The sequence below is a fragment of the Pseudomonas sp. A genome, from assembly GCF_056270345.1.
Map to the genome: position 1 here is coordinate 5,718,709 of NZ_CM149873.1, position 25,077 is coordinate 5,743,785.

General features: G+C 66.5%; 25 protein-coding genes. 8 read left to right on the top strand and 17 right to left on the bottom strand.

Annotated elements, in window-relative coordinates; genetic code table 11:
- From AC0MAZ_RS25505 to AC0MAZ_RS25515, 3 genes are read right to left on the bottom strand one after another with little or no spacing between them, the layout of a single operon-like run.
- Positions 1 to 327 carry a DUF3325 domain-containing protein gene (locus AC0MAZ_RS25505; protein WP_475859623.1) on the bottom strand — a complete coding sequence of 109 codons (327 nt, stop codon included), beginning with the start codon at positions 325 to 327 and terminating at the stop codon, positions 1 to 3.
- On the bottom strand, positions 327 to 1,889 hold the full coding sequence (locus AC0MAZ_RS25510; protein ID WP_203650609.1) for a PepSY-associated TM helix domain-containing protein: 1,563 nt from the start codon (positions 1,887 to 1,889) through the stop codon (positions 327 to 329). The genes AC0MAZ_RS25505 and AC0MAZ_RS25510 overlap by 1 nt, the downstream gene beginning before the upstream one ends.
- The gene (locus AC0MAZ_RS25515; protein WP_186712930.1) at positions 1,886 to 2,191 is read right to left on the bottom strand and encodes a DUF3649 domain-containing protein; all 306 of its coding nucleotides are present in this window, start codon (positions 2,189 to 2,191) and stop codon (positions 1,886 to 1,888) included. The genes AC0MAZ_RS25510 and AC0MAZ_RS25515 overlap by 4 nt, the downstream gene beginning before the upstream one ends.
- Before the next feature lie 179 nt (positions 2,192 to 2,370).
- Between AC0MAZ_RS25515 and AC0MAZ_RS25520 the strand changes: the two genes are divergently transcribed.
- From AC0MAZ_RS25520 to fecA, 3 genes are all read left to right on the top strand, one after another.
- Entirely contained in the window at positions 2,371 to 2,865 is a 495-nt protein-coding gene (locus AC0MAZ_RS25520) for a sigma-70 family RNA polymerase sigma factor (protein ID WP_232855701.1), read from the top strand.
- Positions 2,866 to 3,079: 214 nt separating this feature from the next.
- Positions 3,080 to 4,006: a FecR domain-containing protein gene (locus AC0MAZ_RS25525; RefSeq protein WP_475859627.1), complete on the top strand. Its 927-nt coding sequence runs from the start codon at positions 3,080 to 3,082 to the stop codon at positions 4,004 to 4,006.
- A 148-nt stretch (positions 4,007 to 4,154) separates the two neighbouring features.
- The gene (gene fecA, locus AC0MAZ_RS25530) at positions 4,155 to 6,464 is read left to right on the top strand and encodes a TonB-dependent Fe(3+) dicitrate receptor FecA (RefSeq protein WP_475859629.1); all 2,310 of its coding nucleotides are present in this window, start codon (positions 4,155 to 4,157) and stop codon (positions 6,462 to 6,464) included.
- 200 nt (positions 6,465 to 6,664) lie between these two features.
- Here fecA and AC0MAZ_RS25535 read toward each other — a convergent pair whose 3' ends face one another.
- Together AC0MAZ_RS25535 and AC0MAZ_RS25540 are read right to left on the bottom strand one after the other, a co-directional pair.
- A complete protein-coding gene (locus AC0MAZ_RS25535; protein WP_050706852.1) occupies positions 6,665 to 7,147 on the bottom strand; it encodes a glutathione peroxidase in 483 nt (160 codons plus the stop codon).
- A 146-nt stretch (positions 7,148 to 7,293) separates the two neighbouring features.
- Complete coding sequence (locus tag AC0MAZ_RS25540) at positions 7,294 to 7,779, bottom strand: FKBP-type peptidyl-prolyl cis-trans isomerase (RefSeq protein ID WP_050706853.1); 486 nt, start codon at positions 7,777 to 7,779, stop codon at positions 7,294 to 7,296.
- Between AC0MAZ_RS25540 and AC0MAZ_RS25545 the strand changes: the two genes are divergently transcribed.
- Together AC0MAZ_RS25545 and pta are read left to right on the top strand one after the other, a co-directional pair.
- Positions 7,778 to 8,080, top strand: coding sequence for a DUF3565 domain-containing protein (locus AC0MAZ_RS25545; RefSeq protein ID WP_062572837.1), 303 nt, complete (start codon positions 7,778 to 7,780; stop codon positions 8,078 to 8,080). The two genes, AC0MAZ_RS25540 and AC0MAZ_RS25545, sit on opposite strands and share 2 nt — an antisense overlap.
- A gap of 32 nt (positions 8,081 to 8,112) precedes the next feature.
- A complete protein-coding gene (pta, locus tag AC0MAZ_RS25550) occupies positions 8,113 to 10,203 on the top strand; it encodes a phosphate acetyltransferase (RefSeq protein ID WP_203650604.1) in 2,091 nt (696 codons plus the stop codon).
- 145 nt (positions 10,204 to 10,348) lie between these two features.
- Here the strand turns inward: pta and AC0MAZ_RS25555 are convergent, their stop codons facing one another.
- From AC0MAZ_RS25555 to AC0MAZ_RS25565, 3 genes are all read right to left on the bottom strand, one after another.
- Positions 10,349 to 11,068, bottom strand: coding sequence for a YiaD family glycine zipper/OmpA-like lipoprotein (locus AC0MAZ_RS25555; protein WP_028689530.1), 720 nt, complete (start codon positions 11,066 to 11,068; stop codon positions 10,349 to 10,351).
- 95 nt (positions 11,069 to 11,163) lie between these two features.
- Positions 11,164 to 11,805: an MBL fold metallo-hydrolase gene (locus tag AC0MAZ_RS25560; protein ID WP_475859631.1), complete on the bottom strand. Its 642-nt coding sequence runs from the start codon at positions 11,803 to 11,805 to the stop codon at positions 11,164 to 11,166.
- A 115-nt stretch (positions 11,806 to 11,920) separates the two neighbouring features.
- Positions 11,921 to 12,940: a Leu/Phe/Val dehydrogenase gene (locus tag AC0MAZ_RS25565; RefSeq protein ID WP_475859633.1), complete on the bottom strand. Its 1,020-nt coding sequence runs from the start codon at positions 12,938 to 12,940 to the stop codon at positions 11,921 to 11,923.
- A gap of 123 nt (positions 12,941 to 13,063) precedes the next feature.
- Here AC0MAZ_RS25565 and AC0MAZ_RS25570 point away from each other — a divergent pair, with 123 nt between their 5' ends.
- Positions 13,064 to 13,870, top strand: coding sequence for a SirB1 family protein (locus AC0MAZ_RS25570; protein WP_475859635.1), 807 nt, complete (start codon positions 13,064 to 13,066; stop codon positions 13,868 to 13,870).
- Here the strand turns inward: AC0MAZ_RS25570 and AC0MAZ_RS25575 are convergent.
- From AC0MAZ_RS25575 to hmgA, 4 genes are all read right to left on the bottom strand, one after another.
- Positions 13,859 to 15,208, bottom strand: coding sequence for an MFS transporter (locus AC0MAZ_RS25575; RefSeq protein WP_475859636.1), 1,350 nt, complete (start codon positions 15,206 to 15,208; stop codon positions 13,859 to 13,861). The genes AC0MAZ_RS25570 and AC0MAZ_RS25575 overlap by 12 nt on opposite strands.
- Positions 15,209 to 15,393: 185 nt before the next feature.
- Positions 15,394 to 16,023: a maleylacetoacetate isomerase gene (gene maiA, locus AC0MAZ_RS25580; RefSeq protein ID WP_234561633.1), complete on the bottom strand. Its 630-nt coding sequence runs from the start codon at positions 16,021 to 16,023 to the stop codon at positions 15,394 to 15,396.
- 11 nt (positions 16,024 to 16,034) lie between these two features.
- Positions 16,035 to 17,327: a fumarylacetoacetase gene (gene fahA, locus AC0MAZ_RS25585; RefSeq protein ID WP_475859638.1), complete on the bottom strand. Its 1,293-nt coding sequence runs from the start codon at positions 17,325 to 17,327 to the stop codon at positions 16,035 to 16,037.
- A gap of 3 nt (positions 17,328 to 17,330) precedes the next feature.
- Positions 17,331 to 18,632 carry a homogentisate 1,2-dioxygenase gene (hmgA, locus tag AC0MAZ_RS25590; protein WP_203650594.1) on the bottom strand — a complete coding sequence of 434 codons (1,302 nt, stop codon included), beginning with the start codon at positions 18,630 to 18,632 and terminating at the stop codon, positions 17,331 to 17,333.
- A 189-nt stretch (positions 18,633 to 18,821) separates the two neighbouring features.
- Here hmgA and AC0MAZ_RS25595 point away from each other — a divergent pair, with 189 nt between their 5' ends.
- Positions 18,822 to 19,604 carry an IclR family transcriptional regulator gene (locus AC0MAZ_RS25595; protein WP_232855712.1) on the top strand — a complete coding sequence of 261 codons (783 nt, stop codon included), beginning with the start codon at positions 18,822 to 18,824 and terminating at the stop codon, positions 19,602 to 19,604.
- Between the two features lie 543 nt (positions 19,605 to 20,147).
- On the opposite strand, the gene AC0MAZ_RS25600 is transcribed toward AC0MAZ_RS25595, so the two are convergent.
- From AC0MAZ_RS25600 to AC0MAZ_RS25615, 4 genes are all read right to left on the bottom strand, one after another.
- Positions 20,148 to 21,062, bottom strand: coding sequence for an SDR family oxidoreductase (locus tag AC0MAZ_RS25600; RefSeq protein ID WP_475859641.1), 915 nt, complete (start codon positions 21,060 to 21,062; stop codon positions 20,148 to 20,150).
- 116 nt (positions 21,063 to 21,178) lie between these two features.
- The gene (locus AC0MAZ_RS25605; RefSeq protein WP_110736894.1) at positions 21,179 to 22,084 is read right to left on the bottom strand and encodes an alpha/beta fold hydrolase; all 906 of its coding nucleotides are present in this window, start codon (positions 22,082 to 22,084) and stop codon (positions 21,179 to 21,181) included.
- Between the two features lie 173 nt (positions 22,085 to 22,257).
- Positions 22,258 to 22,944 (bottom strand): LrgB family protein, encoded by a 687-nt coding sequence (locus AC0MAZ_RS25610; RefSeq protein WP_203650587.1) that lies wholly within the window; start codon positions 22,942 to 22,944, stop codon positions 22,258 to 22,260.
- Positions 22,934 to 23,320 (bottom strand): CidA/LrgA family protein, encoded by a 387-nt coding sequence (locus AC0MAZ_RS25615; protein WP_203650585.1) that lies wholly within the window; start codon positions 23,318 to 23,320, stop codon positions 22,934 to 22,936. Before AC0MAZ_RS25615 ends, AC0MAZ_RS25610 begins: the two co-directional genes overlap by 11 nt.
- A 100-nt stretch (positions 23,321 to 23,420) precedes the next feature.
- Here AC0MAZ_RS25615 and AC0MAZ_RS25620 point away from each other — a divergent pair, with 100 nt between their 5' ends.
- Positions 23,421 to 24,302: a LysR substrate-binding domain-containing protein gene (locus tag AC0MAZ_RS25620; RefSeq protein ID WP_475859645.1), complete on the top strand. Its 882-nt coding sequence runs from the start codon at positions 23,421 to 23,423 to the stop codon at positions 24,300 to 24,302.
- A gap of 147 nt (positions 24,303 to 24,449) precedes the next feature.
- Here AC0MAZ_RS25620 and AC0MAZ_RS25625 read toward each other — a convergent pair whose 3' ends face one another.
- Positions 24,450 to 24,905, bottom strand: a complete 456-nt coding sequence (locus AC0MAZ_RS25625) for a flavodoxin (protein ID WP_203650581.1) — start codon at positions 24,903 to 24,905, stop codon at positions 24,450 to 24,452.
- Between the last annotated feature and the right edge of the window lie 172 nt (positions 24,906 to 25,077).

Consider the following 25,077-nt stretch of genomic DNA (forward strand, 5'->3'; position numbering starts at 1 on the left):
CTAGACCGCCAACACGGCCAGCAGCGGTCCGAGCACCAGGCTGGCGAGCGCCGCGCCGAGCAGCAGGCGCGGCTGGTAAGGCAGGCCGAACACCCACAGCGTCACCCCGGCCATCAGCACGGCGATCCACTCCACCAGGCCCAGGGCCCAGCCGCGCCCGTGCACGGCGAGGATCAACGACAGCAACAACAACGCCCAGCCCCCGACCTTCAGGGCTCGCAGTTGCCGGCTCGTAGGCTTGCGCCCGAGCAGGTCGTTGAAGTGCTTTTCCATGGCCAGGCACAGGCCGGCGAAACCGGCGAAGCCCATCAGCGCGACACCCAGCATCAGCTCGCCTCCACGGTCTTGGCGGCGCGTGGCGCACGCTTGGCGACCGGCTTGGGCGCACGCAGCATCTTGCCGGCGGCCCAGGCCAGGAACAGGCCGGTGGCCAGCGCCGTCAGGTCGAAACCTGCCATCGCCCAGTCACCCGCGGCGATGGAGTGATCAAGCCCCTTGTCGGTGGTCAGCGCGTTAAGCACCGGCAGCACGGCGAACGCCAGCGCCCCCAGGGTCAGTTGCTCGCCCCAGGCACGGCGCCCGCTGCGCAGCATGGCGTGGAGCAATGACGCACCCCAGGCCAGGAAGAAGGCGTTTATCTCCCAGTCGGCCCGCCCGTCCATGGCCGTCGGCAGCAGGCGATTGGCCCAGAAGAACGCCGCCACCCCCAGCAACAGGCCGCTCATGCTGGCGATGTTCAGCACTTCGACCAGGCGCAGCTCGCCAGGCATTCGCTCGCTCTTGGCATGCTTGAGCTGTCGCTTGCCCAGCCACATCACCAGCCCCGTGCCGATCACCGCCGTGCCGGCCACGCCGAAGACGAAGTACAGCCAGCGCAGCCAGGGCCCGGCGAAGTTGCCCATGTGCAGGCCGACGAAGGTGAAGGAGGTGGTCATCGCCGCGCTTTCCGGCGCGCCACGTCGCAGCAGCTCGCCACTGACGCCATCGAAGGTCCAGATGGCACTGCGCTGGTAGGCGACGCTGTCGGCCGAGGCGCGGGTGAAGGTGACCCGGGCGTTGCGGTCGCCGGGATTGTGCACCTGGATGTAGCCCATGCGTGCACCCGGCGCCTGTTCCTGGACCTTGGCGTACAGTTCGGTCAGTGGTGCCAACGGCGCGGCCTGAGCCGCCGTCTTGGGTACTTCGTCGCGGCCGAACACATCGTTGAAGTAGCCGCTGCTGTCGCCGTAGCTGGCCAGGATGCTGGCCGGCATGACCATGTACATGAAGATCACCAGGCTGCTGTAGCTGATCATCAGGTGGAACGGCAGCACCAGCACGCCGATGGCGTTGTGGCCATCGAGCCAGGAACGCTGGCCCTTGCCCGGGCGGAAGGTGAAGAACTCCTTGAAGATCTTCTTGTGGGTGATGATCCCGGTGACCAGCCCGAGCAGCATGATGAAGGCGCAGAAGGTCGACAGCCAGCGGCCCCAGGGGTGGGGCATCTGCAGCTGGAAGTGGAAGCGGTAGAAGAACTCGCCGCCACGGCTGTCACGGGCCTCGACCGCCTCGCCGGAGCGGGCGTCGAGTTCCTTGTCGGTGAAACCGCGGCGCCCGCCGCCGTTCGGGTCGCGCCAGCTGACGCTCAGCGCCGCCTCGCGCTCGCTGGGCAGGCGGATGAACCAGGTGCTGGCGTGGCCGGCATTGGATTCCAGGTAACGCTGGGCCAGCCCGAGGCTGCTCACCGGGTCAAGCGGATGGCTCTGCACCTCGGGCTGGGTCCAGTGGCTGATTTCTTCCTTGAAGTACGACAGCGTCCCGGTAAGGAAGATGGCGAACAGCAGCCAGCCGAAGATCAGGCCGGTCCAGGTATGCAGCCAGGCCATGGCCTGGCGGAAGCCTTCTTTCATGGCAGGTTCATCCAGTAGGCCAGCGCGTTGATCAGCCCCAGGGCCAGGCTTGGCAGCAGCACGCCCAACCAGGCGCGCCAGGCACTGCGGCAGGCGAAGCACCAGATGAAGGCGATCAGGTAGAAGACGAACGACAGCATCATCCCGGTCATCGTCGCGTCGGCCTGGGTCATCGGCGCGAGCAGGGTGATGCAGACACTGGCCATCGACGCCAGCAGGTAACCGCCCAGCAACGCGGCCAGGCTGCGTGAGGTCACGGCCAGGCGGTAGCTCAGGGGAAGGCCGGCGGCTTTGCTCTTCATGGCGAGGGTCCGGGAATTGGGGTTGCAATACTAATGATTTCAATTCTCATAAGCAAAGCATGCCGGCGCCAGCGGTAGGCATGCCTTGCGTCGGCAGCGATTGCCGAACACCGGTGGCATGAATACAATGCGAACAATTCTTACTTCCAGTTGCGCTTTGCGGCGCCGGAGTCGTATCGGTGTCCAGTGCCCTCTCTTCCACCGTCGAAGGCCTTTACCACGCCCATCACAGTTGGCTGACCGGCTGGCTGCGACGACGCCTGGGCTGCCCGCAGAGTGCCGCCGACCTGGCCCAGGACACCTACCTGCGCCTGCTCCAGGCCCGCGAGGCACCGCAGCTGATCGAACCCCGTGCCTTCCTCACCACCGTGGCCAAGCGCGTGCTGTGCAATCACTTCCGCCGCCAGGAGCTGGAGCGCGCCTACCTCGAGGCCTTGGCCCAGTTACCCGAGCAGGTGGTCCCCAGCGAGGAAGACAAAGCCATCATCCTCGACACCCTGCTCGAACTCGACCGCCTGCTCGATAGCCTGCCACCGCTGGTCAAGCGTGCCTTCCTGCTGGCCCAGGTCGATGGCCTGGGCCAGGGGGATATCGCCCGCGAGCTGGGCATTTCCCTGGCGACGGTCAAGCGCTACCTGCACAAGGCAGCCTTGCGCTGCTATTTCGCCTTGTGAATCCTGCCTTTCGAGGTTTTTGCGATTTTTTGGATATGAACGCTCCAATTCAAGATTGCCGGGGTCGCTTTGCGACCCTTTCGCGGCACAAGGCCGCTCCTACAGGGGGCGCGGTCACCTGTAGGAGCGGCCTTGCGCCGCGAAAGGGCCGCACAGCGGCCCCGGCAAATCCAAACCGGACGCCAATTTTCAACACTTTGGAAGGGCTGCCCCTGTGAACGCTGCCTTTTCCTCGCAGATCGCCGAACAGGCGGTACACTGGCTGATCGAGTCGCAGAGCGACAATTTCGACCAACACCAGGCCCTGGAGCGTTGGCTGCAGGCCGACAGCGAACACCAGCGGGCCTGGGCCCATATCCAGCAGGTCAACCAGCGCCTGCGCGGCGTCGCCGCCCCGGTGGTCCACGCCACCCTGCAGGCGCCTCCCTCGCCGGCCCGGCGCCGCGCCCTCAAGGCGCTGCTGCTGGCAGGGGTGGCTAGTGCCGCCGGGCTGGGCCTGCACCCGCACAATCCATTGCCCGGGCTGATGGCCGACTACCGCAGCCCGGTCGGCCAGCGCCGCCGCCTGACCCTCGACGACGGCAGCCAGTTGCACCTGAACACCCGCAGCGCCGCCGACGTGCGCTTCGATGGCCGGCAGCGCCTGGTGCGTTTGCAGGAGGGTGAGCTGCTGCTCGAGGTGATCAACGATCCACGTCCGCTGCGCCTGGCCACGGCCCAGGGCGAGCTGCATCTGTACAGCGGACGCTTCGACGTCCGTCAGTTCGACGGTTTCAGCCTGGTATCGGTGTTCAGCGGCAGCGCCAGCGTGGCCGGCACACCGCTGCTGGCCGGGCATCAGGCACGTTTCGCGCAAGGCGGCTGGCAGGCAATCGCACCGCTGGACCCTAACCGGGCGGCCTGGGTGGAGGGCATGCTGGTGGTGTCGCAGATGCGCCTGGGTGACTTTCTCGCCGAGCTGTCGCGGTATCGACTCGGTCAGTTGGGATGCAGCGAGCGGGTGGCCGATCTACAGATTTCCGGATCGTATCCGCTGGCAGACAGTGAGCGGATCCTGGAGATGCTGGAAGTGACACTGCCGGTAAAGGTGCGGCGGTTCACCCGGTACTGGGTGTCGCTCGAGGCTGCGTCAACGGGTTGAGAGGCAAGCAACCGACATGGCCATCGCGGGGCAAGCCCGCTCCCACGATTATCGGCTCCAACCCAAAATTATTTCAAATCAGTTGAGCCATTTTCCAAACCTCGTGTGACAGAGAAGACAGAACCCCTTGTCACAGGACCTCCGTCACATGCCCCTGCGCCTCAGCCCCCTCGCCTACGCCCTGATCCTCGCCGCCCCGCTCGCCCTGGCTGGAGAGCCCCGCGCCTACCACATCGCGCCCGGCACACTGGAACAGGCCCTGAACCAGTTCGGTCGCGAAAGCGGCGCGCTGATCTCGTTCAGCCCGGGCCTGACCCAGGGCCTGAGCAGCCCGGGCCTGGAGGGCCAGTACGAGGTCGGCCAGGGGCTCGATGCCCTGCTGCGCGACAGCGGCCTGCAGGCGCGCCAGGAGACCGACAACGCCTACAGCCTGCAACCGCTGCCGGCCATGGGCGGCAACGCCCCGGTCGAGCTGGGCGCCTCGACCGTGGTCGGCGACTGGCTGGCCGAGGCCCGCCAGGACAACGTCTTCGAACATGCCGGCGCCCGCGACGTGGTGCGCCGTGAGGAGTTCGAACGCAGCGGTGCCAGCAGCGCCCGCGAAGTGCTCAACCGCATCCCCGGCGTTAACGCCCCGGAAAACAACGGTACCGGTAGCCATGACCTGGCGCTGAACTTCGGCATCCGTGGCCTGAACCCGCGCCTGGCCTCGCGCTCCACCGTGCTGATGGACGGCATCCCCGTGCCCTTCGCCCCCTACGGCCAGCCGCAGCTGTCACTGGCGCCGATCAGCCTGGGCAACATGGACGCCGTGGACGTGGTGCGCGGCGGCGGCGCGGTGCGCTACGGGCCGCAGAACGTCGGCGGCATCGTCAACTTCGTCACCCGCGCCATCCCTGAAGAAGCCACCTTCAAGGCGGCGATGCAGAACCAGATCAGCCCGTCGTCCAGCCAGGATGGCCTGAAGAACAGCGCCAACCTGCTGATCGGCGGCACCAACGCCAACGGCCTGGGCGGCGCCCTGCTCTACTCCGGCACCCGTGGCAGCGACTGGCGCGAACACAGCGACACGCAGATCGACGACCTGATGCTCAAGGGCAAGCTGCAACTGGATGAAGCCAACAGCCTGCACGCCATGGCCCAGTACTACGAGGGTGAAGCCGAGATGCCCGGCGGCCTGAGCACTGCCGACTTCGACGCCGACCCGTACCAGTCGACCCGCCTGAAGGACAAGTTCTGGGGCCGTCGCACGCTGTTCAACCTGGGCTACGACTACAAGCAGGACGACCGCCAGTTCAGCGTCAACAGCTTCTTCACCAAGACCCTGCGCAGCGGCTACCTCGACCAGGGCAGCTTCGTCTCGCTGTCGCCACGCGAGTACTGGGTACGCGGTATCGAGACCCGCTTCTCGCAGGGCGTGGCCCTGGGCGACAGCTGGCACGAGCTGGGTATCGGCTACCGCTACGTCAACGAGGCCGGGCATGAACTGCGCTACCGCGAGCCGGTCAACGGCGCCCTGCCGACCACCGCCAGCCGCAACGACCGTGACACCCGCGGCAGCACCGAAGCCCACGCCATCTACCTGGACGACCGCATCGACATCGGCCGCTGGACCATCACCCCGGGCATCCGCTACGAGATGATCGACTCCGAGCAGAGCAACAAGCTCAATGGCCAGCAGTACCAGGGCAGCTACAACACCGCCCTGCCGGCACTGAACGTGATGTACCACCTCACTGACAACTGGAACCTCTACGCCAACACCGAAGGCTCGTTCGGCAGCGTGCAGTACAGCCAGATGCCCAACCGGGTCAGCAGCGGCGAGGTGAAACCGGAGAAGGCGCGCACCTGGGAAGTCGGCACGCGCTACGACAACGGCGACCTGCAGGCCGAGATCGGCGCATTCCTGATCAACTTCGACAACCAGTACGAAAGCAACCAGACCAACGACTCGGTGATCGCCCGCGGCGAAACCCGTCACCAGGGCATCGAGACCAGCGTGCGCTACGCCCTCGACGGACTGAGCCCGGCGCTGGTCGGTTTCGACGTGCACGCCGGCTATGCCTTCGTCGATGCCACCATCCGCGAGGACGGCCCGAACAAGGGCAACCAGGTACCGTTCTCGTCCCGCCACAAGGGCACGCTGGGGATCGGCTACACCGAAGGCCCGTGGCAGTTGAACCTGGACAGCAGCTTCCAGAGCAGCCAGTACGCCGACAACGCCAACACCGGCGGCGAGAGCGCCGACGGCAGCACCGGGCGCATCCCCGGCTACATGCTGGTCAGCACCCGCGCCGGCTATGACTTCGGCCCTGCGCTGTCGAACCTGAAGGTGGCGGTGGGGGTGAAGAACCTGTTCAACCGCGAGTACTACACCCGTTCGTTCGACGACAACAACAAGGGTAAGTACGTGGGTGAGCCGCGGACGCTGTATGTGCAGACGTCGGTAGCGTTCTGACAGACCGGAGCGGGAAATCGCGACTTTCGCCGTCCCCTGTAGGAGCGGCCTTGTGTCGCGAAAGGGCTGCGTAGCAGCCCCAGGGTTTCAGCTACGCCGCCAATATTGCTGGGGCCGCTTTGCGGCCCTTTCGCGACACAAGGCCGCTCCTACAAAGGGTGTGGTGTGGCCTAGAGCGTGTGTCCGGCAAATAGCGCAAATCACGCCAGCGCCTTCTCGATCGCCTGCACCACGGTCGGATCGTCCGGCGCGGTACGCGGGGCAAAACGCGCCAGCACCCGACCATCCTTGCCAACCAGGAACTTCTCGAAGTTCCAGGTGATATCGCCGGGGAACTCGGCGCCCTCGCCCGCCAGCAGGCGATACAGCGAATGACGCTGCGGCCCGTTGACCTCGAGCTTGGCGCCCAGTGGGAAGCTCACCCCATAGTTGAGGCTGCAGAATTCCTGGATTTCCTTCTCGCTGCCAGGTTCCTGGCCGGCGAACTGGTTGCACGGCAGGCCCAGCACATTGAAGCCCTTGTCCCGGTAATCCTGATACAGGTTCTCCAGGGCCTTGTACTGCGGCGTCAGCCCGCACTTGGAGGCGACATTGACCACCAGCACCACCTGGCCCTTGAACGGGGCCAGCGGCAGGTCCTCACCGTTCAACGCCTTCAACGTCAGGTCGTGAAATGCACTCATGATGAAATCCCCTCTCAGGTTCCCGATTGCCGCTGGGGCGAATCCCGCCCACTAAAAAGGCGCGCGGCCAAACCGTCCACCCTCCTGAGGAGGGCAAGTCCGGCTTGCCCGAGCGCCTGGCGACTCTCTGAGCTTAGCGCAGAAAATCAGTGGTGATGGCCACCTTCACCGTGGATGTGACGGTGAGCGATTTCTTCTTCGCTGGCGTCACGCACGTCGACAACCTTGACCTTGAAGTTCAGGCGCTGGCCAGCCAGCGGGTGGTTGCCGTCGACGGTCACGTCGTCGCCGTCGATGTCGCGGATGGTGACGATCTGCATCTGGCCGTCCGGCGCCGAGGCGTGGAACTGCATGCCGACTTCCAGTTGGTCGACGCCTTCGAACATGCTGCGGTTCAGGGTGCTGACCAGTTCGGCCGAGTACTCGCCGTAGGCTTCTTCCGGTTCGATGGCAACGGTCAGCTCGTCACCGGCCTGCTTGCCTTCCAGGGCTTTTTCCAGGCCCGGGATGATGTTGGCGGCACCGTGCAGGTAGACCAGCGGCGCACCACCGGCGGAGCTGTCGATGACCTCACCAGCGTCGTTGGTGAGGGTATAGTCGATGGAGACAGCCTTGTTGGCGGCGATCAGCATGGGGCAAGACCTTTTGCAAAAGAATGTAGAACGGACAAGTGTAACCAACGCATCGACCGATTGCGAACGCGACTCGGACCAAGGGCCGCCCATCAGTCGGATCACCGGCTTTCACCTCGACGAGGAGGGTCACTGGGTGGTCGAGCTGTCCTGCGGCCACACCCAGCACCTGCGCCACCAGCCGCCGTGGCAGGCGCGGCCCTGGGTGCTCGATGCCGACGAGCGCGCCCGGCGCATCGGCCAGGTATTTGCCTGCGGCTGGTGCGCGCAAGGGGCGGTTAGCGATACCCTTGGCCGCTGAATTCCTTGCACCGCTTATTTCGAGAAGCACGCATGCAGACATTTTTCATCGCGCCGACCGACTTCGGTGTCGGCCTGACCTCCATCAGCCTGGGCCTGGTGCGCACCCTGGAGCGCGCGGGGCTCAAGGTCGGCTTCTTCAAGCCGATCGCCCAGCCGCACCCCGGCGACACCGGCCCGGAGCGTTCCAGCGAACTGGTCGCCCGCACCCACGGCATCAAGCCGCCCACGCCCCTGAGCCTGGGGCATGTCGAGCGCATGCTCGGTGACGGCCAACTCGATGAACTGCTCGAGGAGATCATCCGCCTCTACCAGCAGGCGTGCGTCGGCAAGGACGTGGTGGTGGTCGAGGGCATGGTGCCGACCCGCCACGCCAGCTATGCCGCCCGGGTCAACCTGCACCTGGCCAAGAGCCTCGACGCCGAGGTGATCCTGGTGTCGGCGCCGGAGAACGAGGTACTGAGCGAGCTGTCCGGCCGCGTCGAGCTGCAGGCCCAGTTGTTCGGCGGCCCGCGGGACCCAAAGGTGCTCGGTGTGATTCTCAACAAAGTGCGCACCGACGAAAGCATGGCCGACTTCGCCACGCGCCTGCGCGAGCATTCGCCGCTGCTGCGTGGCAACGACTTCCGCCTGCTCGGCTGCATCCCCTACCAGGCCGAGCTCAACGCCCCGCGAACCCGCGACGTGGCCGAGCTGCTCGGTGCCCAGGTGCTCAACGCCGGCGACTACGACCAGCGGCGCATGAGCAAGATCATCATCTGTGCCCGCACCGTGGCCAACACCGTGCCGCTGCTGACCTCCGGCACCCTGGTGGTGACGCCGGGCGACCGCGACGACATCATCCTCGCCGTGTGCATGGCCGCGATCAACGGCGTGCCCCTGGCAGGCCTGCTGCTGACCAGCGACAGCAAGCCCGACCCGCGCATCCTCGAACTGTGCCGCGGCGCCCTGCAGGCCGGCCTGCCGATCCTGTCGGTGAGCACCGGCTCCTACGACACCGCCAACCAGCTCAACTCGCTGAACCGCGAGATCCCGGTGGACGACCGCGAGCGCGCCGAGTTCATCACCGACTTCGTCGCCGGCCAGCTGGACGCCGCCTGGCTGCACCAGCGTTGCGGCACGCCACGGGAACTGCGCCTGTCGCCGGCGGTGTTCCGCTACCAGCTGATCCAGCGCGCCCAGCAGGCCAACAAGCGCATCGTCCTGCCCGAGGGCGCCGAGCCCCTGCTGGTGCAGGCAGCCGCCCTGTGCCAGGCCCGTGGCATCGCCCGTTGCGTGCTGCTGGCCAAGCCCGAGGACGTGCAGGCCGTGGCCCGCGCCCAGGGCATCAGCCTGCCGCCGGACCTGGAAGTGCTCGACCCCGAGCTGATCCGTGGCCGCTATGTCGAACCCATGGTCGAGCTGCGCAAGAGCAAGAACCTCAACGCGCCGATGGCCGAACAGCAACTGGAAGACCCGGTGGTGATCGGCACCATGATGCTCGCCCTCGGCGAGGTGGACGGCCTGGTCTCCGGCCTGGTGCACTCCACCGCCAACACCATCCGCCCGGCCTTGCAGCTGATCAAGACCGCGCCAGGCAGCAGCCTGGTGTCGTCGGTGTTCTTCATGCTGTTCCCCGACCAGGTGCTGGTCTACGGCGACTGCGTGATGAACCCGCACCCCAGTGCCGCGGAGCTCGCCGAAATCGCCCGGCAGAGCGCCGAGTCCGCCGAGTCGTTCGGCATCGCGCCACGGGTGGCGATGCTCAGCTATTCCAGCGATTCGGCGGCCAGCGACGAGGAAGTGGAAAAGGTGCGCGAGGCCACGCGCCTGGCGCAACAGGCCGAGCACGACCTGGTGATCGACGGGCCGTTGCAGTACGACGCCGCTGCCAACCCCGAGATCGCCCGGCAACTGGCGCCGTCGAGCCCGGTGGCCGGACGCGCCACGGTATTCGTGTTCCCAGACCTGAACACCGGCAACACCACCCACAAGGCGGTACAGCGCAGCGCCGACTGCGTCAGCCTCGGGCCGATGCTGCAGGGGCTGCGCAAACCGGTCAACGACCTGCCCCGTGGGGCGCAGGTGGACGATATCGTGCATACCATCGCGTTGACGGCGATCCAGGCCAGTACCGAGCGCTGAAAACAGATGGGGCCGCTACGCGCCCCTTCGCGGGTAAACCCGCTCCCACAGGTATCGCGCAAGGCCAAAGTCATGCACAAACCCTGTGGGAGCGGGTTTACCCGCGAAGGGCCGCGAAGCAGCCCCATCAGTTCAGAACTATAACTTACGGATACTGCTGCACAGTCCCCTGCTGGTCATACTGCTGACCCGGGATCGGCTTCAGGTTGACCTCGACCCGGCGGTTCTGCGCACGGCCATTGGCGTCGGCGTTGCTGGCGATCGGCTGGTCCGGCCCCATGCCACGCACGCTGACCCGCGACGAGTCCACGCCCTGGGAAGTCAGGTAGGTGCTGACCGCCTGGGCACGGCGCTGCGACAGGTCCATGTTGTGCTGGCGGCTGCCGGTGCTGTCGGTGAAGCCCACCACCTCGATGGTGTTCTGGTTGAACTGCTTGAACGAGTTGGCCAGGTTGTTCAGCGGCGAGTAGAAGCTCGGGGAAATGTTCGCCGAATCGGTGGCGAAGGTGATGTTGCCCGGCATGATCAGCTTGATCTGGTCGCCCTGGCGCTGCACCTCGACGCCGGTGTTGGCCATCTTGGCCCGCAGCTCGGCTTCCTGCTTGTCGGCGTAGTAGCCGTAGCCGGCGGCGGCGGCGCCCACCGCGGCGGCGCCGATCAGCGCGCCCTTGCCGCGGTTGTTGTGATCGATGGCGGCACCGGCGATGGCGCCGGCCAGCGCGCCCAGGCCACCGTACTTGGCGGTCTTGCTCATCCCTGTGGAGCCCTGCGCCTGGCCCTGGTTGTCATACGGGTTGGGGCTGGCACAACCGGACATCAGGGCGGCGGCGGTAGCGACGATAATCAGACGACGCATGGTGAACATGGACAAGCTCCTACTGAAATTCAAAAGTGCAGCGGATCGCCTACGGATCTATGCCAGCCTTGGATTGCAGCGCGGCGGAAAAATTCCATGAAACCTCAGGCGCGCACGAACGGATTCTCGCGCATCTCGTCGCCGAGGCAGGTGTCCGGACCATGACCGGTCACCACGATGGCTTCCTCATCCAGGCGGTACAGCCGTTCCTTGATGGAACGAACGATAGCCCGCTGATCGCCACCCCACAAATCGGTGCGCCCGACGCCACGGCGGAACAGGGTATCGCCAGCGATCAGCAGCTTGTGCTCGGCGAACCAGAAACTCATCGAGCCCGGCGTATGCCCTGGGGTGTGCAAGGCCACGCCACAGCCGCAGGCCAGCTCCTCGTCATCGCTCAGCCAGCGATCCGGCGACGGCACCGGGGTGTAGGGCATGCCGAACATCTGGCACTGCATTTCCAGGTTTTCCCACAGCGGCTGGTCGGCCTTGTGCAGGTGCAGCGTGGCACCGGTCAGCTCCTTGAGCTTGCCCGAGGCGAGGAAATGGTCGAAGTGGGCATGGGTGTGGATGATGCTCACCAGGGTCAGGCCATGGTGCTGCAGGCGGGCGAGGATCTTCTGCTCGTCTCCGCCCGGATCGACGACGATGGCCTTCTTGCTCAGCGGGTCGCCGATCAGGGTGCAGTTGCACTGCAAAGGGCCGACGGGGAAGGTTTCGCGGATAAGGGTGGGTAATGGGTTCATGTCTACCTGGAAACATCACAGATGACGACCGCTCGGAGTCGCCCTGCGCAATAAGACGGAGGTCCTTTCGATGGTATTGAGGAACGATCTTCACCACAAGCGGCCAGTCTGAGCCTCAGCCATACAGCAACCGCTCCGCCAACGTCTGCGCCACCCTTGCCGGCGAGCGTTTCTCCGCCTGGGCATGGGCGAACACCTCGGTCAGCCGCGTGGGAATTCGCGCCAGGTGCGCGGTTATGGTGCCAGCGGCTTCCCCCCGATGGGTCAACGCCACATAGATCAACCCGCCCGCATTGATCACGTAGTCAGGTGCATACAGGATCCCCCGATTCTCCAACTGGTCGGCCACCTCCAAGGTGGTCAGCTGGTTGTTCGCCGACCCCGCCACCGCCGCGCAGCGCAACTGCATCACACTCTGCCTGTTGAGCACCGGCCCCACGCCACAGGGGGCGAAGATGTCGCACGGGGTGCTGATCAAGGCCTCATGGGCCACCGGTTGGGCACTGAACTGCTCCACCGCCAGGCGCACCTTGCCTGCGTCCAGGTCGCTGACCAGCAACTCGGCGCCTGCCGCGTGCAGTTGCTCGGCCAGGGCATAGCCCACGTTGCCCAGGCCCTGCACCGCCACCCGCAGGCCCTCCAGGTTGTCGCTGCCCAGCCGGGCCATGGAGGTGGCGCGGATACCGGCGAACACGCCCATGGCCGCATGGGGCGACGGGTCGCCCGAGGCGGTGGTGCTGGTCACGTAGGGGGTAGACTGGGCGATGCAGTCCATGTCGAGGGTCGAGGTGCCGCTGTCCACTGCGGTGATGAAGCGTCCCTGGAGCGTGTCGACAAAGCGGCCGAACGCCTCGAACAGCGCCGCGCGGTTTTCCACGTGCGGGTTGCGCACGATCACCGCCTTGCCACCGCCCATCGGCAGCCCGGCCAGGGCCGCCTTGTAGCTCATGCCCTGGGCCAGGCGGATGGCGTCGGTCATGGCGCTCTCGTCGTCGGCATAGGGCAGGTAGCGGCAGCCGCCCATGGCCGGTCCCAGCTGTTCGCTGTGGATCACCACCACGGCCTTCAGGCCCGTGGGCGGGTCGATGAACAGGTGCAGTGACTGGGCGCGGGTGCTTTGCATGAGCTCGAACATGGACGGGCTCCCCAACGAGGTGCTCCTACCAGTATAAACAGGTCGAGGCCGGACACCGCACGGGCGGACCACTGGACGAAAAGCCGCGCCAGGGCTACAAGTTAAGCGTGATGGAGAGGTCCCATGAACCCACGCCAAGCCTGCCTGGCCTGCCTGGAACGCGAGCCGGTCGCCCTGCTGGAGGCCACCCTGTGGATCGCCGCCGAGCATGACCGCAGCGTCGAGCCCGCGGCCGGCCTGGCCCGGCTACACGAACTGCAACGCGACGTCAGCACCAGCCTGCCGATGCTGCCGCTCAACGAGCTGGCCCAGCCCTTGCTGCGCCAGCTCAACGCCCTGGGTTACCAGCAGGACGAGTACCACCCGCTGCGACCGCAGGCGGCCTTGATGGACAAGGTGCTGCAACGCCGTCGCGGCCAGCCGTTGCTGTTGGCCATTCTCGCCCTGGAGCTGGCCCGCCGCCTGTCGATTCCCTTGGAAGGCGTCAATTTCCCCGGCCACTTCCTGCTGCGCGTGCCCGGCGCCGATCACCTGCTCGACCCCTGCGGCGGTCGTCGCCTCTACCCCAACGACTGCCGCGAACTGCTCGCCCGCCAGTTCGGCCCGCAGATGCCGCTGACCGCCGAACACCTGCGCAGCGCCTCGCCGATGCAGATGCTCCAGCGCCTGTCGCGCAACCTGCGCCAGTTGCACAGCAGTAACGACAACGACCTGGCCGCGCTGGTCGATGCCGAACGGGTCATGCAACTGGGTCCGGTGCAGGTCAACGACTACCTGGCCCGCGCCACGCTGTACCAGCATCTGGACTGCCCCCAGGCCGAACGCTTCGACCTGGAACACGCCCTGCTGCTGACCGACGACCCGCTGCAACGCCTGAAACTCAGCGAACGCATCGGCCAGTTGCCCAGCGGCAAGCGCTCAATCCACTAGCGCTTCAGCCTTGGGCGCCACTTCACGTGGCCGTGGCGCCCGCACCTGGCTGACCAGCAGCGCCCCAAGCAATGCCGGGATGGCGCAGAAGAAGAAGATCTGCTCCACCGGCATGTGCAGGGTCAGCAGCAAGCTACCGACAAGCGGTCCAAGGATCGAGCCGAAGCGCCCGACGCCCAGGGCCCAGCCGGTGCCTGTGGCGCGCACCTGGGCCGGGTAGAAGTTGCTGACGAAGGCATTGAGCGTCAGCTGGCCACCGATGATGCAGAAGCCTGCGGCGAACACGCTGGGCACCAGCCAGCGCGGGTCGTCGTGGTTGAGGCCGACCAGCACGCTGAAAACTGCCGCCCCCAGCAATACGCCGGCCAACAGGTGGGCCTTGTTCTTCATTCGGTCGGCGCACCAGGCCAGGCACACCGCGCCGAATGTGCCGGCGAACAGGAACAGCGAAGTGACCAGGTTGGCCTGGTTCAGCGCCAGACCGCTTTCCTGCAGCAGCGACGGCAGCCAGCTGATCATGAAATACAGCAGGATCAGGCTGACGTAGAAGGTGCCCCACAGCAGCAAGGTCGGCCGGGCGAAACCGTCGCGGAACAACGCGACCATGGTGAGCTTGCTGTCCGCTGGCTCATCGCTGGCGACCTGTGCCGCCGGCACCTGCCAGCCCGGCAGCAGGCGGGTGGCAATCCTTTGCAACCGGGCATACGGCGGCGCATCGCGCAGCAGGCGCGGCAGCGACTCGGGCAGGTACAAGGCCAGGAACGGGAACAACAGCAGCGGCGCCACGCCACCGGCGAGAAACACCGCCTGCCAGCCGTAATGGTCGATGAAGCCCGCAGCGACGAAACCACCCGCCGCTCCGCCCAGGGAAAAGCCGCAGGCCGCCAGGGTCACCATCAGGGTGCGCAGTCGAGGCGGCGCGTAGTCGGCCATCAGCGCCATGGCGCTGGGCATGGCGCCGCCCATGCCGATGCCGCAGAGAAAGCGCGCCAGCATCAGGCTGTCGAGGGAGGAGGCGAACACCATCAGCACCGTCAGGCTGGCGTACAACAGCACGCAGCACAGCAGCACCCGGCGCACGCCGAAGCGGTCGGCCAGTGGCGTCACTGCCAGCGAACCGACCGTCAGCCCCAGCAGGTTGGCGCTGAACACCGGCCCGAAGGCGGCCTTTTCCAACCCCCAGTCCTGGGCCAGCGCTGGAATCACATAGCCCAGCACCTGGGCGTCATAACCATCGGTGACCAACAGCAGGATCAACAGCAGCAGCAGGCGCCATTGGTAGGGTGACACCGGGCGCGCGTCGAGCGCCGCGCGAAAGCTGGCTATCTGGTTATGCATCGCAAGGTACCTGTCTTTTATTGTTATGCCACGGGATCGCGATGGTCGTTGCAGGAGCTAGCTCCTGCGGGCTGAAGCAGTACCTGTGGGAGCGGGTTTACCCGCGAAAGCGTCGGTGGCCTCACCCTTGCATTCGCGGGTAGACCCGCTCCCACAGTGCCCCTGCCAACAAAATGAGTTGGTGGTCAGTCGGGCGTGTCGGGCTGCCTCGCCGGGTGGGCCTGGAGGAAGGCCGAGTGCTGCTCGGCCAGGGCGGCCACCCGGCGAATGCGCGGGTAACCACCAAGGTCGATGTTGAAGCGCTCGGCCGCGTACAGCTGCGGGATCAGGTAGACGTCGGCCAGGCCCGGCGTCGCCCCGAAGCAGAAGCCCTCATCGCCGATCAATTGCTCGACCGCCGCCAGCCCCTGGCTGATCCAGTGGCCGATCCACTGGTTGACCTGGGCCTCTTCGTGCCCCAGCTGACGCAGCTGGTTGAGCACGCTGACGTTGTGCAATGGGTGGATATCGCAACCGATGATCGCCGCCACGCCGCGCACCCTGGCCCGGGCTTCAGGTCCACGGGGCAGCAGTGGCGTTTCGGGGAAGGCTTCCTCCAGGTACTCGATGATCGCCGGCGACTGCACCAGCAGCTCGCCGCTCTCCAGGCGCAGGGCCGGCACCCGGCCCTGGGGGTTGAGCGCCAGATAGTCCGCGCCGCGCTGCTCGCCCTTGAGCAGGTTCACAGGCAAGGCCTGGTAATCCAGGCCCTTGAGCGCCAGGGCAATACGTACCCGATACGACGAGGTGGAGCGGTAGTAGGTGAACAGTTCCATCGCCCTGCCCCTCAGTTGGCCGCGACGATGGTGCCGCGGCACTCGCCGAAGCCGATACTGGCCACCCCCTCGCGCACGCAACGGGCGCGCAGGATGATCTCGTCGCCGTCCTCGAGGAACTTGCGCACCTCGCCACTGGCCAGTTCCACCGGGTGCTTGCCGCCTTCGGTGATCTCCAGCAGGCTGCCGAACGACCCCGGCGCGGCGCCCGACAGGGTGCCCGAGCCGAACAGGTCGCCCGGTTGCAGCTGGCAGCCGTTGACGCTGTGGTGGGCGACCATCTGCGCCACGGTCCAGTACATGCTGCGGGTGCTGCTCAGGGTCAGGCGATGAGCCGGCAGGTTCTGCTCGCGCATGCGCTCGGTCAGCAGCAGCACTTCCAGCTCGATGTCGAAGGCGCCGGCGGCCTGGTCGCGCTTGTCCAGCAGGTACGACAGCGGCTGCGGGTCACCCTCCGGACGGGCCGGCTGGGCGCAACGGAACGGTTCCAGGGCCTCGGCGGTGACGACCCATGGCGACACCGTGGTGATGAAGCTCTTGGACAGGAACGGGCCCAGCGGCTGGTATTCCCAGGCCTGGATGTCCCGCGCCGACCAGTCGTTGAGCAGGCAGAAGCCGGCCACGTGCTCGGCGGCATCGCCCACCGGGATTGGCTGGCCCATGTCATTGCCTTGGCCGATCCAGATGCCCAGTTCCAGCTCGTAGTCCAGGCGCGCGCAAGGGCCGAAGCTCGGCTCGGTCTGGCCCGCCGGCAGGGTCTGGCCCTTGGGACGGCGCACATCGGCGCCGGAGGCCCGGATGGTCGAGGCGCGGCCGTGGTAGCCGATCGGCACGTGCTTGTAGTTGGGCAGCAGCGGGTTGTCCGGGCGGAACAGCTTGCCAACGTTCTTGGCGTGCTCGATGCCGACATAGAAGTCGGTGTAGTCACCGATCTTCGCCGGCAGGTGCAGCTGGCATTCGCTGGCCGGGTACAGCGCGGCCTTCAGCGCAGCCTGGTGCTCGCTGCCCTCGCCCAGTAGTACCAGCAGGCGCTCGCGCAAGGCCACACGGGCCGCACGGCCGAGGGCGAAGAAAGCGTTCAGCGCGCCGCCGGCGGTGGCTTCGACGGCGGCCTTGGCCGCACCGTCGAACAGGCCGGCGGCCAGCACGGCCTCGAGGTCGAGGATCGCGTCGCCGATGGCCACGCCGCAACGTGGCGCCTGCCCTGGACGGCTGAAGATGCCCAGGGGCAGGTTCTGCAGCGGGAAGTCGCGGTGCCCGTTGGCGTGCTCGACCCAGCTGCGGGCAATGGCGTTGTGGTTCATCGGTTATCTCCGGTTCGGGTTGAAGGTGCTCGGCAAGGTGGCCCAGCAACTATCGTAGTCGGCCTGCAACTGCGGGCTTTCGAGGGCCTGGCGGCTCGGACGCAGCACCTGGCTGGTCTCGAACATGAAGGCCATGGTGTTGTCGATCTTGTGCGGCGCCAGGTCCACCGAGATGGCCTTGTCGCAGGTCTCGGCGTCCGGGCCGTGGGCACTCATCACCCCGTGCAGCGAGGCGCCGCCGGGCAGGAAGCCTTCGGCCTTGGCGTCGTAGGCGCCGTGGATCAGGCCCATGAACTCGTTCATCAGGTTGCGGTGGAACCATGGTGGACGGAAGGTGTTCTCGGCCACCATCCAGCGCGGCGGGAAGATCACGAAGTCCATGTTGGCCATGCCATGCACGCTGGTGGGCGAGGTCAGCACGGTGAAGATCGACGGATCGGGGTGGTCGAAACTGACCGTGCCGATGGTGTTGAAGCGGCGCAGGTCGTACTTGTACGGCACGTTGCTGCCGTGCCAGGCAACCACGTCCAGCGGCGAATGCTGCAGCTCGCAGGCCCAGTGTTCGCCGAGGAACTTCTGCACCAGCTGCACCGGGCCGGTGCTTTCTTCGTAATGGGCGACCGGGGTGAGGAAGTCACGCGGGTTGGCCAGGCCGTTGCTGCCGATCGGGCCGAGGTCCGGAATGCGCAGCGGCGCACCGTGGTTCTCGGCGATGTAGCCACGGGCCTGGGCATCGAGCAGTTCGACCCGGAACTTCATGCCCCGTGGGATCACCGCGATCTCCAGCGGCTCGACCACGAGCACGCCCAGCTCGGTGGCGATGCGCAGGCGGCCTTGCTCGGGCACCAGCAGCAGCTCGCCGTCGGCATTGAAGAACACCCGCTCCATGGAACGGTTGGCGCGGTAGATGTAGATGCTCACGCCAGCCGGCTTTTCCGATGCCGAGTTGGCCACCATGGGCACCCAACCGTCAATGAAGTCGGTCGGTTCGGACGGGATCGGCTGGGGGCTCCAACGCAGGCGATTGGGGTTGATGGCGCCCAGCGCGCCGGTCAGCGGCTGGCGCTCCAGGCGCTCGAAGCGAGGGTGCAGCGCCGACGGGCGAATGCGGTACAGCCAGGTACGGCGCAGTTCGCTGCGGGTCATGGTGAAGGCAGTGCCCGACAGCAGCTCGGCGTACAGCCCATAGGGCGCCTTCTGCGGCGAGTTCTGCCCGACCGGCAGGGCGCCGGGCAAGGCTTCGCTGGCGAATTCGTTGCCGAAGCCGCTCAGGTACTCGAGTTCAGGGGAAGTGTCGCGGGTCATCGGTGCCTCCGGGCTGCTGGGAGCCGTTGCGGGCAGCTGGCTGCGGGCCCGATCCTGAAACCGGCACCAAGGGCGGCAGCGCGTCTGCATTGTTTTTATCGTAATCAGATTACGAATAACGTAATTTGCCCGCGCGCAGGCGTCAAGCTATAAAGGCGCCACTCCATGAAATCTGCATAGAAGCCCCCCATGGCCAAAGCCAGCAGCAGTGCCGACAACGGCAAACAGAAGGTCCGCTCGGCGGAAGTCGGCACCGACATCCTCAAGGCCCTGGCCGAACTCTCCCCCTCCACCTCGCTGTCACGCCTGGCCGAGCATGTCGAGATGCCTGCGAGCAAGGTGCACCGCTACCTGCAGGCACTGATCGCCAGCGGCTTCGCCGAGCAGGACCCGGCCACCAACCACTACGGGCTCGGGCGCGAGGCGTTGCGGGTGGGCATGGCGGCCCTGGGCAGCATCGATGTGCTGAAGGTCGCGGCGCTGCCGCTGTCGCAGCTGCGCGACGAGCTCAACGAAAGCTGCTTCATCGCCGTGTGGGGCAACCAGGGCGCGACCGTGGTGAGCATCGAGCCAGCGGTGCGGGCGGTGACGGTGGTGACCCAGATCGGCTCGGTGCTGCCGTTGCTGAGCTCGTCCACCGGGCTGGTGTTCGCTGCCCATCTGCCCGAACGGGAGACCGTGGAGCTGCGCGACCAGGAGCTGGCCACGCTCGGCCAGAAGGCGGACGACTATGCGCCCCTGCTGGAGCAGATCCGCCAGCGCGGCCTGCACCATGTGCACGGGTTGCTGATGCCGGGGGTGGATGCGCTGTCCGCGCCGGTGTTCAACGCCATGGGCCAGGTCGCCGCGGTGATGACCGTGGTCGGGCCGACCTCGATCTTCCATGCCGACGAGCACGGCCCGGCCGCCCGACGCCTGCTCGCCGCCACCCAGGCCACCAGTTGGCGGATGGGATACGGCGCGGATCAGTGAAAGGGCTTACAAAGCATTACGGATTTTCACTGCACAGGCTGGCTATAGTCCGCCTTGCACTTTTACCCGAAACGTAAAGGTGAATGTCATAAGCGGCTATTTTTCCCGCGGGTTCAAGCGCTTATTCTGATCTCACTGGCCGGCACGAAGGGCTCTCCCCCCCGCCTTTCGCGCCCGCTCAGGTTCACCGACGTTGATTTTGAAGCTCCTTGATCTAACGTCTCGATTGGCCGCTGCGATTGCAGCGGCCTTTTTTATTTGTGCAAGAATCGCTTGGCAAAATCTGGTGGGAATGGGCTGGTTGAGAGCGGGCTTGGTACGGGCTGCGTGCGAGCGGGGGCTGCGTACGAGCGGGTATGCGAGCGAGGCTGCGTGGGAGCGGGCTTGCCCCGCGATCACGGGCGAAGCCCGTGCCATGTGGCGCCGTTGCCTGGACCGGCCTCATCGCGGGGCAAGCCCGCTCCCACGCATACCCCGCTCGCAAGCCAGCTCGCACGCATGCCAGCCCCCACGCAAATCCGACCATGCCGTGACACGCGCGCCTCAACCCAACGGATGCTTTTGCAGGTTCGCCATCATCTGCTGCAACGCCTGCAGGCTGTCCTGCGGATGCCCGGCACCCTCAAAGTCGCCAATCCGCGCCCAGTTGTCCGCCACCTGCTCGGGCGTGAACCCTTCCCGCGGGTCGAACCCTACGCCCTGGCTGCGCTCCCAGCGCACCTTGCCGACCCAGCCGCCGCCCACCTCGAACAGCTCGCCGCTGTCCTGGCACTGATCGCTGCCCAGGTACACCACCAGCGGGCTGATCAGCTCGGGTTGCAGCCGCTCGAACACCTGCGGCGGGATCAGCCCCTCGGTCATGCGCGTGCCGCCGGTCGGGGCGATGGCGTTGACCAGGATGCCGTGCTTGCGGCCTTCGATGGCCAAGGTGCGGGTCAGCCCGTAAAGGCCGAGCTTGGCCATGCCGTAGTTGGCCTGGCCGAAGTTGCCGTAGATGCCCGAGGTGGACGAGGTGAAGATCACCCGCCCCCAGTTCTGCGCCCGCAGGTGCGGCCAGGCGGCGTGGGTAACCTTGTAGGCGCCCTCGACATGCACGCGGTAGACCAGCTCCCAGTCGCTGTCCTCCATCTTGTGGAAGGTCTTGTCGCGCAGGATGCCGGCGTTGTTGACCAGCACATCGACGCGGCCAAAGGTGTCCAGGGCCTGTTCAACGATACGTGCACCGTCGGTGACCGAGTCATGGTTGGCGATCGCCGAACCGCCCGCGGCGCGGATCTCCTCCACCACGCGGTCGGCCGCCGTTGCGTTGGCGCCTTCGCCGTGGGTCGACCCGCCCAGGTCGTTGACCACCACCCGCGCGCCGCGCGCGGCGAACAGCAGCGCATGGGCCCGGCCCAGGCCGCCACCGGCCCCCGTGACGATCACCACTCGATCTTGCAGACGTACTGGTTCGCTCATGCTCAAGGCTCCTGGCAATGAAGGGATGCAACGCAGTCTCCGCCAGCCGCCGGGGCCGGGCAATCAAGCGCACCGTGGCGAATGCCGCCCGATAACGCCCGGCGATGATCGCCCGGTCAGGACCAGGCGACCTTCAGCGGCACATAGCTCATCGGTTGCTCACGAAAGGCCAGGTAGTGGCGCAGCACCTGCACCGGCGCCTCGGTGTGCGGGTAATGGCCGATGCCCTGCAGCACCACGGTGTCGGGCTCCGGCACCAGTTCGCGGTAGCGTTCGACCATGTGCGCGCCGGACAAAGGATCCACCGCGCCATTGATGAAGCGCAGCGGCACGCCCGGGCGTTGCAGCGCCGCGACCCAGCGTTCGCGCTGGGCCCTGCGCTCGGGCAGGAAGCTGATGAGCCGGTGCAGGATGCGTGGGCCGCGGTTGGAGGCGATCAGGCTCCAGTAGTCGTCCAGGGCGCTTTCGCTGGGGTGGGTGCAGGGGCCGTAGACCTGGGTGACGTTGCGCACCAGGTCGTCGCGCCCGAACGAGCGCCCGACCAGCCAGCCCAGGCGGCTGAGCAGCAGCTTTTGCACCAGCAGCACGCGGCAACTCTCGGGGAACAGCCCACTGTTGAGGAACACGCAACTGGCCACCTCCAGCCGCTGTTCATGGTGCCTGGCCAGCAGCTCCTGGGCGACACTGCCGCCGTAGTCATGGGCCAGCAGGTGCACCGGCTGGTCGATGTGCAGGTGCGCCAGCAACGCCTGCTGCAGGTCGGCCTGCTCGAGCAGGCTGTAGTCGTGGTCCGCGGGCTTGGCCGAGTCGCCGAAGCCGAGCATGTCGCAGGCCACCACGCGAAAACGCTGGGTCAGGGGTGCCCACAGGTAGTGCCAATCCCAGCTGGCCGTGGGGAAACCGTGAAGCAATAGCAGGGGCTCTCCTTGCCCTGCCGTCCAGTAGCGGATGCTCTGGCCCCGGAAGGTGAAACCCTGGCTCCGGGTGCGCCAGACGCACAATGGAATCTCGGCCAGTGGCATCACGGTCGTCCCGGTGGATAAGTGTCGGAAGAGGGCAAGGCTGCGTTCATTGCATGTCACCTCGGCACATACATGTGCTCTCTATGTCGAGGCTCAGTCTAGAAGCCTATACGAAGGTGATAAGTCGCCTTGGCAGCCAGCCTGATGACCGTGCGAGTCAGTGGCACGAACGGTCAGATCAGCTTCATCAAAAGCGGCGCCGCGAGCAGGTTGAGCAGCCCGGTCAGGACCATGACCAGGCCGGCCACCGAGCCCTCCTCGCGGCCGACCTCCTGGGCCCGGCTGACGCCCGCGCCATGGGCGCCGACGCCGAACAGCGCGCCCCGCGCCAACGGCGTGCGCAGTGGCAGCCAGCGCAGCAGGATGCCGCCGAACATCGCCCCGAGCACGCCGGTGAACATCACGAACACCGCCGTCAGCTCCGGCACGCCGCCCAGGTCCTGGGCCACCGGCATGGCGAACGGCGTGGTGATCGAGCGCGGCAGCAGCGACAGGCTGACCGCATCGTCCAGCGCCAGCAGGTGCGCCAGCGCCCAGGAACTGCCGATCGAGGCCACGCTGCCGGCCAGCATGCCCACCAGCAGCGCCGGCCAGTGGCGCGCCAGCAGTGCCCGCTGCTGCCAGATCGGCACCGCGAAGGCGACGGTGACCGGGCCCAGCACGCCCATCAGCCAGTGGGTGTTGCGGGCATATTCGGCGTAGGCGGTGTGCAGCGGCACGGCCACCGCCAGCAGCAGCGCCGGCACCAGGATCAGCGGCGACAGCAGGTAGCGCCCGCTGCGCCGGTACAGCCAGCGGCTGCCCAGGTAGGCGCCCAGGGTCAGCGCCAGCCAGAACAGCGGCATGGGTTCAAGGCTCATGGCGCAACCTCCAGCGGCACACCAGTTCCACGGTCAGCGCGGTAACGACCATAACCAGCAGCGTGCTCAGGGCGATCACCAGCAAGATGCGCCAGCCTTCGCTGCGCAGCAGGCTGCCGTAGTCCAGCAGGCTCATCAGCGCCGGGATGAAGAACAGCAACATCTCGGCCATCAGCCAGCCGGCGCCCAGTTGCAGGGTGGCCGGCTTGAGCACGCCGGTCGCGAACAGCACCAGCAGCAGCGCCAGGCCCATCACCCCGGCGGGGATCGGCCAGGCCAGCCAGGCGGCCAGCTGGCCACCGATCAGGAACAGGCCCAGCAACACCGTCAGCTCGGCGAGCAGGCGCAGGGTTTTCTTCAGCAATTCAGGATTCATGGCGGGGTTCCTCGACAACGTGCCCATTGTAGAAGTCGCGCACCTAGGCCAGAAGCGAATTGTTAGACTGACAGCCATTCCAGAATGGAATCGAGCGATCATGGAATTCAAACAGCTGCGCAGTTTTATCGAGGTCGTTCACAAGGGCGGCTTCACCCAGGCGGCGACCACCCTGCACATCAGCCAGTCGGCGGTGAGCAAGCAGGTCGCCCAGCTGGAACAGGCTATCGGCCAGCCCCTGCTGGAACGTCAGGGTTCGCAATTGCTGCTGACCGCCGCCGGGCGCATCGTCCTGGAGCGGGGCGAGGCGCTGTTGCGCCAGCGCCAGGAGCTGCAGAGCGAACTGGACGACCTCAGCCAGATGGCCCGCGGCGAGCTGCGCCTGGGCCTGCCGCTGCTGGGCAGCGACGCGTTGTTCGCCGGGTTGTTCGCCGAGTACCGGCGGCGGCATCCGAACATCTCGATCCAACTGCTCGAAGGCGGCAGCCGCATGGTCGAGCAGGCGGTGAGAAGCGGCGAGCTGGAACTGGGCGGCAGCCTGACGCCGAGCGATCCGGCGTTCGATTACCAACCCTTTTGCAATGAGCCGCTGGAGGCACTGCTGCCCGCCGGCCACCCGCTGGCCGGGCAAGCCGACGTCGCCCTGGCGCAACTGGCCGACACGCCGTTCCTGCTGTACCAGCGCAGCTTCGTGTTGAATGATCGGTTGCTCAGTGCCTGCCAGCAGGAGGGTTTCACGCCCAGGGAAGGCGGACGCAGCGGCCAGGCGGACTTTCTTGCCGCGCTGGTGGCGGCCGGGCAAGGCGTGGTGTTGCTGCCGGCGATCGTCGCGCGGGCGCTGGAGCGGCCCGGGGTGGTGCGTTTGCCATTGCGGGCGCCGGATTACCTGCGCTGGGACATCGCCTTCATCTGGCGGCGCGGGGCTTACCTGTCGCGGGCGGCGCAGGCGTGGCTGGCGTTGTTGCGCGAACAGAACGAATGACACGAACGTGTAGGAGCGGCCTTGTGCCGCGAAAGGGCCGCGAAGCGGCCCCAGCAATTTATGTGCAGACGCTCAGAACCAGGGGCCGCTTCGCGCCCCTTTCCGGCCGGTCCGACGCCTCGGCAAGGCCGCTCCTACAAGGGTCGTTTAACCTTTGAGTAGAGCCACAAACTCCGCCAACCACGGCTCGGCATCGGTCTCCGGCGTCACCGTCTCGCTGGCATCGAGCCGCAGCATCGGCAGCACCTCGTTCACCCCCAGCTCGGCAAACAGCTCGCGCATCTGCTCGCCGCCGCCGCAGTAAGTATCACCATAGCTCGAGTCGCCCAGGCCGATCACCGCCCCCGGCAAACCACGCCAGGTCGCCGGCAGCACGTCACGAATGGTGCTGTACAGCGGCATCAGGCTGTCGGGCAGCTCACCCATGCCAGTGGTCGAGGTCACCGCCAGCAGCGCATCCGGGGCGAAGCCCTCGATGTCCTGCAGGGTGGCGCGGGCGGCGTGCCAGGCTTCAAGGCCGGCGGCCTTGAGCAGCGACTCGGCGTGACGGGCGACTTCTTCGGCGGTGCCGTATACCGAACCGGAAATAATGGCGACTTTCATCGGGTGAGGATTCCGAAACTGAGTGAAAACGTAGGATACTAACACTCGACAGTGGCAAAAGGCCGCCTATGCCTAAAGTCACACACTTCAGGATTATCCGACGAATGACCGGAACGAAGCGTATTGCCCACTGTCCACCACCGTGAAGAAATCGCCCTTACCGATCGCCCCT